The sequence below is a fragment of the Pseudomonas sp. B7 genome, assembly GCF_016735645.1.
Classification (GTDB): Bacteria; Pseudomonadota; Gammaproteobacteria; order Pseudomonadales; family Pseudomonadaceae; genus Aquipseudomonas; species Aquipseudomonas glycinae.
On the sequence record NZ_JAERRE010000003.1, the window covers coordinates 407,048 to 421,600 of the forward strand.

Annotated in this window: 2 protein-coding genes (1 of these 2 running past the window's edge); both read right to left on the reverse strand. The window is 63.7% G+C overall.

Annotated elements, in window-relative coordinates:
• Nucleotides 1-3,213, reverse strand: coding sequence for a non-ribosomal peptide synthetase (locus tag JKA62_RS10505; RefSeq protein ID WP_201817732.1), 3,213 nt, complete (start codon nucleotides 3,211-3,213; stop codon nucleotides 1-3).
• Nucleotides 3,210-14,553, reverse strand: partial view of a non-ribosomal peptide synthase/polyketide synthase gene (locus JKA62_RS10510; RefSeq protein WP_201817736.1) — the 3' portion only. The gene runs 2,162 nt beyond the window's last position; 11,344 of the gene's 13,506 nt are visible here — the last part of the coding sequence; the start codon falls outside the window, past its right edge; the stop codon is at nucleotides 3,210-3,212. Before JKA62_RS10510 ends, JKA62_RS10505 begins: the two co-directional genes overlap by 4 nt.

Consider the following 14,553-nt stretch of genomic DNA (forward strand, 5'->3'; position numbering starts at 1 on the left):
TTAAACGTCCTGGGCCACCTTGGCGGCTTGCAGCTGCCGGGCCTTTTCGGTCAGCAGGGCTTTTTCCTCGGGGCTCATGGACTCGAGACGCACCCGCGCCTGAGCCAGTTTGTCCAGCTGCCCCGGACTTGCTTCCTGACCGCGCAACGCTTGCGCAAGCCCGGCCACGGTCGGATGGTCGAAGACCACGCCCGGGTGGATTTCGCACTGCAGCAGCTTGCGAATCCCCGCGACCAGTTTGATCACCAGCAACGAGTGGCCACCGGCAGCGAAAAAGTCGCGATCGATACTCAGGCGATCCTGCCCGAGCAACTGCGCCATGCGTCCGGCCAGCAACGTTTCGAGGGCGTCACGCGGCGCGACGTAATCGTCGTCGACGCCTTGATCGGCCAATTGCTGCAAAGCCTTGCGGTCGATCTTGCCGTTGGCCAGCCTCGGCAGGCGTTCGATGAAGCGAATCTGCTGCGGCACCATCACCGCCGGCAGTTGCTGCGCCAGTTGCTCGCGCAGACTGTCCGCGGCCAGCGATTCACGGGCCACGACAAACGCCTGCAAGCCTTGCTCAGGACTGTCCCCGGCAACCACCGCCGCTTCCTGCACGGACGGCTGGCGCAGCAATTGCGCCTCGACTTCCGTCAGCTCGATACGGAAACCGCGCACCTTGATCTGATGATCGCGCCGCCCGTGCAAGACAATCGCCCCCTCAGGCAGGTAGCGCGCAAGATCGCCGGTGCGATACAGGCGTTCGCCGCTGATGAACGGGCTGTCGATCAACAGTCCCGCCTCGGCGTCGACATTGACGTACCCGCGAAACAGCTGCGCACCGCCAACATACAACTCGCCAACGACACCGACCGGCGCCAATTGCTGCTGCGCGTCGAGCACGTACACCTGATTGTTGTCGAGCACCTGGCTCAGCCATCCGGCGCCCTGCCCCGGCGCAACCTTGTGCACCATCACGCCGACCGTGGTTTCGGTCGGGCCGTAATGGTTGAACACCTGGCAATCGCTGCGCACCTGCGCGATTCGCTGAATCAGCGGTGCGGCAATCGCCTCCCCGCCCAGCACCAGGGTTCGCGGCAAATGCGGGGTTTCACTGTCGAGCAGTGCGGCCAGATGCGACGGCACGATTTTCAGGCAGTCGATGGCATGCGCCTGCACATAGCCGGCGAAGGCCTGCGCGTCCTGCATCTGTGCATCGCTGGCAACATGCAGCGCTGCACCGTTGAACAGCGCGCCGAACAACGTCGTGTTGCCCAGATCCGCCGCCACCGTGGAGGTCAGACCGAAGTGCCGGTGACCGTCCAGCCCCAGTGCCGAGCTGACACTCGCGGTGTAGTTGAGCAAATGGCGGTGCTCGATCGACACGCCTTTCGGCGTGCCGGTAGAACCCGAAGTGAACAGCACGTACGCAAGATCGCTGCCCTGCGTTTCATGGGCCGGAGCCGGCGCAGCGTCCGTTGCCAACAATTGATCGATGGAATGCACCGGCAGCGCACTGTCCTGCCATTCAGCGACCTGCGTGGCGTCGGTCAGCAACAGACCGGCACGCGCTTGTTCGAGCATCAGTTGCTGACGGGCCACCGGCCATTGGCGATCCAGCGGCAGATACGCCGCGCCGACTCGCCAGATCGCGAGCATCGCCACCACCAGCGCTGCCGAACGCGGCAAGGCCAGCGCGACGATCGAATCACGGCCCACACCCTCGGCATGCAACCCCGCCGCCAGCCGCTCGACTTGGGCCTGCAACTGCGCGTAGTTCAGGCGGCCGGTCTCATCGGTCAGTGCCAGCGCTTCTGGCGTGGACTGTGCCCACTCGGCAATGCGTTGCGGCAGCATAGGTGTTTCAACCCAAGCGCGGGCAGACGGATTGATCGACAGCAAGCGCTGACGCTCGGCGTCGGTCAGCAGGCTGATCGCTCTCAACGGCACGTTTGCGTCGGCCGCGAGCTGGTCCAGCAGCGTGACATATTGATCCAGCAGCACCTGCATGGACGCCGCGCTGTAGCGCTGCGCGGCATATTCAAGCGCAACCGCGCTGGCCACGTTCTCGGCATTCAATTGCACTTGCAGCAGCAACTCGAACACCCTACCGCGCCCGGTCTCCACCGACTGCGCTGTGTAACGGGTCGCGCCGATCACTACCGGCTGCGCCTGACGATGCAACGCAAAACCATAGTCCGGACGTGCAGCCGCCGGTTGCAGCTCAGGGGTCCAGTATTCCTGCCAGAGACGATGTTCTTCCAGGCGCGCGGCGACTGTCGGCAGCCATTGTGCGAATGACTGATCGGCCTCCACGGGCAGATTCAGCGGCAGGGTTTTCTCGAACACGCCGATCGCACCGGAGAAATACTCATAGTCTTCACGACCATCGTGGCGCCAGCCCATCAGCACTTCGTCGCGACCGCTCAAACGCGCCAGCAACAGCCACCAGGCACTTTGCATCAACACCGTCACCGGTTGTGCAACGGTCTGCGCCAGGTGCTCAAGCCCCGCGATCAATGCCGCGTCGAGTGGCTTTTGAAGGGTCGCCGAATCCGCGCCCGATACCGTGGACACGCGCGCCGCCAGCCAAGGCGTCGACAGGCTCGCATCGAGGCCATTGAGCTGTGCCTGCCAATACGCCCGGGCGGTCGCGGCATCCTCGTCGAGGATCACTTCGCTGCGCCATTCCAGGTACTGACCGAACTCACCCGACTCTTCGTCTTCAGGCCATTCACGCTGTTCATACGCGCGCAGCAAGTGCTGATAGAGCAGCGTCAGCGCGTTGCCATCCAGGCTGTGACGAGCCGCGCCCAGCAGGAGCGCCCAACGTTGTTCCGGCAATGCGTACAACACCGCTTGCGCACCGGCAGATTCGCCGGGAACAAAGGCGCGCTGCGCCCACTCGGTCAATTGCGCCTGAATGTCGGCTTCGCTGGCCGGTGCGTTTTGCACGGTCAGCGGGAAGCACCCGGCGGCGACGCTGAACTGGCGCAGGCCATGAAAACCCGGAGCCTTGGCCAACCGGGCCAACAGCATCGGTTGCTGCGCCAGCACCTGGTCGAAGGCCGCTTGCAGGCGCGCCACGTCGAGCTCGCCGGCAATATCGATGCGCAAGAAACGTGCAGCGTCGGCCCAGCATGCAGCGCCCGGCAGTTGCTCGCAGAGCATCTGTTGCTCGGGGGTCAACGCCTGCCCCACGTCCTGTTGTTCCATCACCACCTCGTTCATGCCTCTGTTCCTTCGGTTGCGCGGACCGGCTCGCCACGGGCGCCTTGCAGGTCGCTGTGGTCGAACATGTCGCCCATGGCCACGACAATCTTGCGCGGCCCTTCGAACGGATCGCGGGCATGCGCCACCAGCATGTTGTCGAGCAGAATGGCGTCGCCCTTCTGCCAGTCGAACCGTACGGCGCATGCCTCGTAGAGTTCGCCGATGCGCTGCATCACCTCGTCCTCGATCGGCGTGCCATCCCCGTAGTAAACGTGGCGCGGCATCCGCTCCAGACCGAACATCGACAGCAGGTCTTCACGCACATCCGGCTCCAGCCAGTAGATGTGGTGCAGTTGCACCTGGTTGAAGAACGATTTCGCACCGGTCACCGGGTGACGAATGATCGCCGGGCCGGGGGTACGGGTTTGCAGTTCGTCGTTGTCCAGCCAACGCCATTCGATACCGCCGGCCCGGCAACGGGCCTCGACTTCGGCACGGTCTTCGGTCTTGAAGAAGTGCTGCCACGACACGTCCAGTTTGTCGGTGAAGGTGCGCACATACAGCAGACCCTTTTCCTCGAACTTGTCGCGCAGATCCGCCGGCAGTTTTTCGTACATCAAGCGGCAATCCACCACCGGCGTCGCGCCGCCAATCGGTGCCGCCACTTCGCAATAGAACATCTGCTTGCGCGGCCAGCGGTCCTGATGGGAGCTCTCGTTGTGGAACAGAATCATTTTGCGTTCCGGGTACGGCGTGGAGCGGTAGGTGTTCTTGCCGCCTTCTTTCTTCGGCAGGTCGCCGTACTGGCCGTAGAGACCGGGCTGGATCGCTTCGGCGAAGGCTTCAAAGCCCTGAATGCCGTCGAGTTCAAAACCGCGGAACAGGATGCCGGCGTGGGTGGCCAGCTTCGTCTCGATCAGCGGCCGGTTGTTCTTGATCCACTCGATCAGGTCCAGTTGCGGGTCGTTCGGTTCCACCAGCAGCGGGAACGGTTGTGGCGCTGCCATCAACGATTCACGCACCGGCGCCGGGCGTGCCTTGGCCACCGGGGCAGCGCCGCGCTTGAGGAATTTGCCCAGTTTGTCGGCCTTGGGTCCGGGGGCAGACGGCCGGGTGGCCGCTGCTGAATTGTCGACTGGCATGCTGATAGCTCCCAATTGAATGTCCTGATCAGCGACGATCTGTTCCAACAGGGCTATCCAGGCCTTGACCAGGTACTGAATGCGCTCATGTCCGAACAAGCTTGTGGCGAATTGCCAATTACCCAGCAATTGCCCTTCTTCTTCGTCAACGAACAATGCCATGTCGAATTTAGAATGGGTCTCCAGCGACGGCAGCGCTTCGACGTCCAAACCGCCCATGGCCTGGGTGCGGCCCGGCAGGTTGTTCATCACGAACAGCACCTGCACCAGCGGATTCATGCCCTTGTGACGCGGCACGCCCGACGCATCGACGATCATGTCGAACGGCAGGTCCTGGTGCTCCAGCGCTTGCAGCAGCGTGTCCTGGGTCTGCGCCAGGAAGCCGCTGAACGAGGCCTGACTCACAAACCGCGAACGCAGCGGCAGCACGTTGACGAAGAAACCGATCAAGCGCTCCAGCTCCGCCCGCTCACGCCCGGCCACGTCGGCACCGACCAACACGTCCGCGCCTTCGCTGACGCGGTGCAGCAATACCTGGAACGACGCCAGCAACGTGCTGTACAGCGTCACACCGGCCCGTGAGGCCAGCGCCCGGACGTCACGACTCAGCCGAGCGCCGAGGGCGAATTGCACCGCGTCGCCAGCGTAGGACGGCGTTGCACCGCGCGGGTTGTCCAGCGGCAGGCTGAGCTGGCCGTTGTAGCCCGCCAGTTGTTCTTTCCAGAACCTCGCCTGCTGCCCGAGCACGCCTTGTTGTTCCAGCGCCTGTTGCCACAGGGCAAAGTCCGAATACTGCACGGCGAGTGCCGGCAAGGCATGCGGTTGGCCGGCGCTGACGCGGTCGTAGATTTCCACCAGCTCGTTGATCAACACCCCCATCGACCAACCGTCGGAAATGATGTGGTGCATCGAATACAGCAACACATGTTCGTTCGGGCTCAGGTGCAGGATGCGTCCGCGCAACAGCGGCGCCTGCTCCATGTCGATCGGCGTGTTGGCGTTGTCGAGGACGGCTTGCGCCACCTGTTCTTCCTGATCGCTGCGCGACAGGCCGGACAGATCGATCAGCGGGAAATCCAGCTCGACCTCATCGACGATCACGGCAATCGGATCGCCTTCGTCGTCCTGCACATAGGCCGTGCGCAACACCTCATGGCGACGCACCACCTCGGCAAAACTCGCCAGCAGGCGCTGCACCGACAAGTCACCGCGCAAACGCAACGCCATCGGCATGCCATAGGCGGACGTGCCACCGGACAATTGCTCGGCGATCCACAAGCGGCGCTGCACCAGCGACAACGGCGCGCTGCTCTTGGCGCCGTGCGCCTTGAGCTCGACCTGACGTGAATCGAACGCCCCCAGCTCCACCCCGACGTTGGCCTGCATGACCGCTGCCAGATCCTTGAGCACCGGCGCACCGAACAGATCGCGCAGGCTCAGCGTCAGACCGGTGACCTTGCGCAAGCGCGAGACGGCCTGGGTCGCCAGCAACGAATGACCGCCGGCCTCGAAGAAATGCGCGTTGCGCCCGATCTGCTCGCGCTCCAGCACGTCCTGCCAGACCTGAGCGATCTGTTGCTCCAGTTGGCCCTGTGGTGCGACGAAATCTTCGCTCGACACCTGGCTGTCCGGCAGTGGCAAGGCCTTGCGATCCAGCTTGCCGCTCGGGCCGATTGGTAATTGCGCCAGCAGCAGGACATGGCTTGGCTGCATGTAGTCCGGCAGGCTGTTTTTCAGTCCGTCGCGCAGTGTTTGAAGCAGCGCTGCATCAGCGTTGCTGGCCAGTGATTCGTCGTGTGGCACGACGTAAGCCACCAGCTGCTGTCCACCCGCCCCCGGCTGCGCCAGCACCAATGCTTGACGCACACCGTCCTGACGCAACAGGCAAGTCTCGATCTCGCCCAGTTCGATGCGGAAACCGCGCACCTTGACCTGATGATCGAGACGCCCGACGTATTCGATCAAACCGTCAGCGTTGACCCGCGCCAGATCGCCAGTGCGATACAGCCGCCCGCCCAGCGTGCTGAACGGATCAGGCAGGAAGCGATCGGCCGTCAGGTCAGGACGCTGGAAATAACCCCGCGCCAACAGTTCGCCACCGACCAGCAACTCGCCCACCACACCTTGCGGCACCGGCTGCCCGGCGCTGTCGAGGATATGAATCGTGCGCCCGGCCAGACCATGACCGATCGGCAACGCTGCCGGCAACGGCTGGCTGTCCTGCACGTAGTCAACGCAGTCGAGCACGGTGCTGGTGACTGTCGCCTCGGTCGGGCCATAGGCGTTGATCAGTTGCACCTGCTCAAGCCCTGCACGCCGATACGCCGCGATGGCTTGCGGCGGCATGGCTTCACCGCCCACCACCATCTGGCGCAGACGACCGTAGTCGCGCGGGCCATGATCGGCGAAGTCCTGCACCACCACGTTCCAGTACGCCGTTGTCAGGTCGGCGATGCTGATGTCCCGGGCAAGAATTTGCTGATACAGGGTTTCGCTGTCCCACACCTCGTTGCCGCGCAGCACCACCGCCGCGCCACAGATCAGCGCCGGGTAGACCTGCTCGACAAAACTGTCGAAGTTGAACGTCGCAAACTGCAACACCCGATCACGGGCCGACAGGCCCTTGTAGGCCTCGGACACACGGGTGTGCCGCGCCAGCGCCTGGTGGCTGATGCCCACGCCTTTCGGGCGCCCGGTCGAGCCGGACGTGAACATCACGTAAGCCAGGCTCTGCCCGTGCACGACGGCTGACGGGTTGCTGTCGAGCGACGGCCATGCATCGCCGTCCACGGTCAGCGTGCGCACACCGGCCACCACAGGCAGTCGCTCCAGCAGGTGCTGCTGGCTGAGCATCAGGCGCAGGCCGCTGTCTTCGATCATCGCCAGCAGCCGGTCGGCCGGGTAGCCGGGGTCCAGCGGCACGTAAGCACCGCCTGCCTTGAGCACGGCCAACAGGCTGATGATCATGTCCATCGAACGATCAACCGCAATCCCCACCAGCACATCGCTGCCGACGTTGTGTTGCAACAAGCCGTGGGCCACGCGGTTGGCGGCCGCATTGAGTTCGGTGTAAGTCAGTTGTCGGTCTTCGAATATCAGGGCGATGGCATCCGGGGTTTGTGCCACTTGCTGTTCGAACCACTGATGCACGCAATGCTCGCTGGCCGGTGCGTCGATGGCGGCGAGCATCGGCCCGGTCGCCAGGGCCAGTTCGCCCAGACAGGTCGACGCCGGTGCCTGCACCATCTGCTGCAACAGGTGATCGAGCTGGCTCGCCAGTTGCTCGACCGAACGCCCGTCGAATTGCTCACGGTCGAAACTCAGGTGCAGCGACAGCTGTGCGTCGAGGCTGACCGCGAGGGTCAGCGGGTAGTTGGTCTGTTCGTGATTGGCTACTTCGCCAAAGCGCAGATCCTGCGGCGCACCTTGTTGCAGCGCTTCGGACACCGGGTAGTTTTCGAACACCAGGATGTTGTCGAACAGCGCTTCACCGCCCTGCCCGGCCCAGCGCTGAATCTCGAACAGCGGCGTGTGTTCCTGCTCGCGCAGTGCCAGGTTCTGCGCCTGCACCTGTTGCAGCCAGGCACTCAGCGTTTGTTCGGCACGCGGACTGGCGATCACCGGCAAGGTGTTGATGAACAGGCCGATCTGCTGCTCGACGCCGGCCAGTTGCGCCGGACGCCCGGACACGGTCGCACCGAAGCTGACGGTGTCGAGCCCGGTGAAGCGTTGCAACAGCAGCAACCAGGCGCTTTGCACCAGCGTGTTGAGGGTGACTTTGTGGCCACGGGCAAACTCGTTGAGCTGGCGCGTGCGCACCTCGTCCAGCACATGGAAACGCTCGCCATGGCCCTTGACCGGCTGCACCGCGGCAAACGCGCGCGCCAGTCGGGTCGGCTCTTGCAGGTCGGCCAGTTGCGCGTTCCAGAACGCCTCGCTGACCTGCGCGTCCTGTCGGGCCAGCCACTGAATGTAATCGCGATATCGGCCTGCACCGCCGGCCGGTGGCTGACCGCTGTAGCGTTGCAGCACTTCGCCGAGCAACTGCGAATTGCTCCAGCCATCCATCAAAATGTGATGGCTGGTGTAGATCAGCCGGCAGCTATCGGCCGCGGTACGCACCACCACCAGACGCAACAACGGCGCGGTACCCAGCTCGAAACCTTGCTGCTGTTCGGCCAGCGCCAGGGCGGCGATGGCTTGCGGCAGGTCTGCGCGGTCACGCCAGTCGAGCACGCTGAACGGCACGGTCAGGTGCTTGTGGATGACTTGCACCGGACGCTGGAATTCACCGTCCCAGACAAAACTGCTGCGCAGCACATCGTGGGCATCCAGCGCGTCCTGCCACGCCGTACGGAAGCGTTCGATGTCCAGGCCTTGAACGTCGACGCACATCTGATTGATGTAATCGCCGGCCTGTTGCTCGTACAGGGTGTGGAACAACATGCCCTGCTGCATCGGCGACAGTGGATAAATGTCTTCGATCTGTTGCGGCGCCAGCGCCAGCGAATCGAGCTGCACCTGAGTCAGGTGCGCCAGCGGGAAGTCCGACGGTGTAACGCCGTGGCTGTCGCGCTGGCAGCAATGCTCCAGCAATGCATTCAGTTCCAGCGCGTAGGCATCGGCCAGCGCCTGAATGGTCGCGGTGTCGAACATCTGCGAACTGAACGTCCAGCCGACACTCAACTGACCGCCATACACCTGACCGTTGAGGGTCAGCCAGTTACCCAGCGCCGCCAACGGGCTCTGCTCGGCACCGGCCGGTTCGTTGGCCGGGCTGAACAATGCACCGCCATCGTCAGCGAAACCGGCGTCGAACTGCCCCAGATAGTTGAAGGTGATGCGCGGCATCGGCAGCGCTTGCAGGGTCTGACGCGCCGCGTCGTCGCCCAGATAACGCAGCGCACCGAAACCGATGCCTTTGGCCGGAATCGCGCGCAGTTGCTCCTTGACTGCCTTGATCGACCCGGCGAGGTCGGCAGTCGGGGTCAACCGGACCGGGAACAGGCTGGTGAACCAGCCCACGGTGCGGCTCAGATCCAGTTCATCGAACAGGTCTTCACGGCCGTGGCCTTCGAGCTGAATCAGGGTCGATTCGCTGGCGGTCCAGCGGGAAATGACCCGTGCCAGCGCAGTCAGCAACAGGTCGTTGACCTGGGTGCGATAGGCCGCCGGCGCCTGTTGCAGCAGTTGGCGGGTCTGCTCCTTGTCGAGACGGGTTTCGACGCTCGCGGCGTAGCGGGTTTGCAGTGCACCGTCAGCGTGATCCAGCGGCAGTTCAACCTTCGCGCCTTGCAGCTGCGCCTGCCAGAACCCCAGCTCCGCTTGCAGTGCAGGGCTGGCGGCGTAGGTTTGCAGACGTTGCGCCCAGGCTTTCGCAGCGCTGGTCTTGGCCGGCAACTTGAGTGCCTGACCGGCCTGCAACTGCTGATACGCCTGTTGCAGATCTTCCAGCAGGATGCGCCACGACACCCCGTCGACCGCCAGGTGATGGATCACCAGCAGCAAGCGCTGGCTGCCGTCGGCCAGGGTCGCCAACACTGCCCGCAGCAATGGGCCGTTTTCCAGGTCGAGGCTGCGTTGCGCCTGTTCGCCCAGCTGTTCCAGCGCGGCATCATCCGCCACCGCGTGTTGCCAGAGCAGTGGTTCGCTGCCCGGAGCACGGTGAGTTGCAGACCACTGGCCGTCACGCTGGCTGAACACCAATCGCAAGGCATCGTGCTGCACCAGCAGCGCCTGCAACGCATGTTCGACGTGGGCGGCATCCAGCGTTTCGCGCGGCTTGAGCAACACCGACTGGTTCCAGTGATGCGGCTCGGCCATGGCGCTGTCGAAGAACAATTGCTGGAACGGCAGCAACGGACTGTCGCCCGTTACCGGGCCCTGATCGATGCTCGGACCGGCCACACCGACCTTGGCCACCGCTGCCAGACTCTGCACGTTCTGGTGCAGGAACAGATCCTTGGGACTGAAATGAATGCCGGCTTGCCGGGCGCGGCTGACCACCTGAATCGAGATGATCGAATCCCCGCCCAGCTCGAAGAAGTTGTCGTGAATGCCCACCTGCTCCAGGCCCAGCACGTTCTGCCAGATCGCCACCAACGCTTGCTCGATCTCACTGGTCGGTGCACTGTAGGCTTTCTGGCTGACGCTCGGATCGGCCTTTGGCAGGGCTTTGCGCTCGAGTTTGCCGTTCGGGCTGACTGGCATCTTCGCCAGCAACAGCCAGTGTTGCGGAATCATGTATTCCGGCAGGCTCTGGCTCAGGTGCTCCTTGAGACGGCGCTGGAAGGCCTGACGGCGATCATCGTCCGCCTCCAGCAGCAATTCGTCGTTCGGCACCACATAGCCCACCAGCAACGAACCGTCCTGAGCGATGACCACGGTCTCGCGTACGTCATCGTGTTCGGCCAGGCGCGCTTCGATTTCGCCCAGTTCGATACGCAGACCACGGATCTTTACCTGATGGTCCATGCGCCCGGCGTACTCGATCACGCCGTCGGCGCGATAGCGCGCCAGGTCGCCGGTGCGGTACAGGCGCTGGCCGTCACCGAACGGGCTGGTAACAAAGCGTTCGGCGGTCAGCGCCGGACGACGGTGGTAACCACGGGCCAGGCCTTCGCCGGCCAGATATAGCTCGCCGATCACACCGACCGGCAACGGCGCCAGGCTGTTGTCGAGGATGTAAGTGCTGAGGTTGGCAATCGGCTGACCGATCGGCACGCTGTCACGGCCTTCGTCGCGGCAGGTCCAGTGGGTCACGTCGATGGCCGCTTCGGTCGGGCCGTACAGGTTGAACAGCCCGGCGTTCGGCAACTTGGCGAACACCTGCTGCTGCGCATCGACCTGCAAGGCTTCGCCGCTGCACACGATTCGGGTCAGGCTGGTGCATTCGGCCACCGCCGGATCCTGGAGGAACGCCTGCAACATCGACGGCACAAAGTGCAGCGTGGTAATGCGCTGTTCGGTGATGACCTGAATCAGTTGCGCCGGATCACGGTGCGCGCCCGGCGCCGCGACCACCAAGGAAGAACCGGTCATCAGCGGCCAGAAGAACTCCCACACCGACACGTCGAAGCTGAACGGGGTCTTCTGCAGCACGCTGTCGTCAGCCGTCAGCTGATAGGCCTGCTGCATCCAGCACAAACGGTTGACCAGCGCCGAGTGGCGGTTGCCCGCGCCTTTCGGTTTGCCGGTCGAGCCCGAGGTGTAGATCACGTAGGCGAGGTTTTCCGGATCGATGTTCAGCGCCGGGTTGGCTTCGCTGCGACCTTCGAGCCAATCACCTTCCTGATCCAGCACCAGACTGCGCAGCCCGGCCGGAACCGGCAGTTGCGCCAGCAGATGACTTTGGGTCAGCAGCAAGGCAATGCCGCTGTCCTCGAACATGTAGGCCAGACGATCCTGCGGGTACTCAGGATCCAGCGGCAGATAGGCACCGCCCGCCTTGAGAATCGCCAGCAGCCCGACAACCATTTCCAGCGAGCGCTCGACCGAAATGCCGACCAGCACTTCCGGGCCGACACCGTGTTCGATCAACACCGCTGCCAGCCGATTGGCCCGGGCGTTGAGCTGGGCATAGGTCAAACGTTGTTCGCCGAACACCAGCGCCAGAGCGTCCGGGGTGGCACGTACCTGATCCTCGATCAGCGAGTGCACGCTGCGTGACAGTGGGTATTCAGTGGCGGTGGCGTTCCAGCCTTCGACAATCAGTTCGCGTTCTGCACCGTCAAGCAGCACCAGCTCAGCCAACGGACGTGTCGCGTCAGTCACGACGGCGTTGAGCAGGTTCAGCCAATGCCCGGCGAGGCGCCGGATGCTGCTCGCCTCGAACAGATCGGTAGCGTATGTAAAGGACGCATCCAGGCCTTCCGGGCTGTCGCCGGTGTCCAGCGCCAGGTCGAACTGCGCGGTCCGGTGTTCCCAGCTCAGGCTTTGCAGGTTCAGCCCCGGCAATTGCGCGACCAGATCGGACTCGGCTTCGGTGCGGTGGTTGAACATCGCCTGAAACAACGGGCTGTGGCTCAGATTGCGTTCAGGCTGCAAGGCATCGACCAGTTGCTCGAACGGCAGGTCCTGATGCATTTGCGCGGCAATCGCGGTGTGCTTGACCTGCTGCAGCAACCGGGCGAAATCCAGCGCCGGGTCGAACTCGGCCCGCAGCACCTGGGTGTTGACGAAGAAGCCGATCAACCGCTCGATTTCCAGACGATTGCGGTTGGCGATCGGCACCCCGACGCGGATATCCGACTGACCGCTGTAGCGGTGCAACAGGGTCTGGAACGAGGCCAGCAGCAACATGAACACGGTCACGCCTTCACGCCGCGCCAGCGCCTTGAGTGCGTCACCCAGCGCCGGTTCGATGGTCACGTTCAGGCGCGCACCGCGGAAGCTCTGCACGGCGGGACGCGGATGGTCGGCCGGCATTTCCAGCAGCGGTTGCTGGCTGCCCAGTTGAGTTTTCCAGTACGTCAGCTGCCGTTCGCGCTCGCCGTTGTCCATCCACTCGCGCTGCCACACCGCGTAATCGGCGTACTGCACCGCCAGCGCCGGCAACTCGGCCGTGCGGCCTTGGCTGAACGCTGCGTAACAGGCGATCAGGTCTTCGATCATCACCTGCATCGACCAGCCATCGGAGACGATGTGGTGCAGGGTCAGGACCAACACATGGTCGGTGTCGCTGATGCGCAGCAAGGCCACTCGCAGCAACTCGCCCGCCAACAGGTCGAACGCCTGCCGGGTCTGCTGTTCGACGAAGACTTTGATCTGCTCATCCGTGGCGTTGGCCAGCGTCTGCTCGTAAAACGCCACCTGCCCGCTCGGCCGGATCACTTGCTGCACGCGCCCGTCGGTATCGACAAACGCCGTGCGCAGGCTTTCGTGGCGCTGGATCAGCGCCTGGAAGCTTTGCTCCAGAGCCGCACGATCGAGTTCGCCATGCAGGCGCAGCGCGGTGGGAATGTTGTAGGCGGCGCTTTGCGGGTCCATCTGCCACAGGAACCATTGACGTTCCTGGGCGTAGGACAGCGCCAGCGGTTGCTCGCGGCTGACCTGTGGAATCGGGGTTTGCGTGGTCTGCTGATCGGCATCGAGGACGCGGACAAAGGCTTCCAGGCTGCTGTGTTCGAACAGCGTGCGCAGCGGCACCTGAATATCCAGCGTGCGACGGATGCGCGACACCACCTGGGTCACCAGCAGCGAATGCCCGCCCAGCTCGAAGAAGTTGTCGGTCAGGCCGACGCGTTCGAGCTTGAGCACGTCCTGCCAGATCGTCGCGACGTGTTTTTGCAGGTCGGTCTGCGGCGCGACAAAGGTGTTTTGCAGGGTGCTGGCATCAAACTTCGGCAACGCCTTGCGTTCGAGTTTACCGTTGGGGCTGACCGGCATTTTTTCCAGCCAGACCCAGTGCTGCGGCACCATGAACTCCGGCAGGCTCTGCCCCAGATGCGCCTTGAGTTCGAGGTTTTTCGCGCTGTGTGTGGCGTCGTCGGCACTCAACAACGCTTCGTCGTCGGGCACCACGTAGGCCACCAGCAACGAACCATCCTGAGCGATGACCACGGTCTCGCGTACGTCATCGTGTTCGGCCAGGCGGGCTTCGATTTCGCCCAGTTCGATGCGCAGGCCACGGATCTTTACCTGATGGTCCATGCGCCCGGCGTACTCGATCACGCCGTCGGCGCGATAACGCGCCAGGTCGCCGGTGCGGTACAGGCGCTGGCCGTCACCGAACGGGCTGGTAACAAAGCGTTCGGCGGTCAGCGCCGGACGACGGTGGTAACCCCGGGCCAGGCCTTCGCCGCCCAGGTACAACTCGCCGATCACACCCACCGGCAACGGCGCCAGGCTGTTGTCGAGGATGTAGGTGCTGAGGTTGGCAATCGGCTGACCGATCGGCACGCTGTCGCGACCTTCGTCGCGGCACGTCCAGTGGGTGACGTCGATCGCCGCTTCGGTCGGACCGTAGAGGTTGAACAGTCCGGCGTTCGGCAACTTGGCGAACACCTGCTGCTGCGCATCGACCTGCAACGCTTCACCGCTGCACACGATCCGGGTCAGGCTGGTGCATTCGGCCACCGCCGGATCCTGCAGGAACGCCTGCAACATCGACGGCACAAAGTGCAGCGTGGTGATGCGTTGTTCGGTGATCACCTGAATCAGTTGCGCCGGATCCCGGTGCGCACCCGGAGCAGCCACCACCAACGAAGAACCGGTC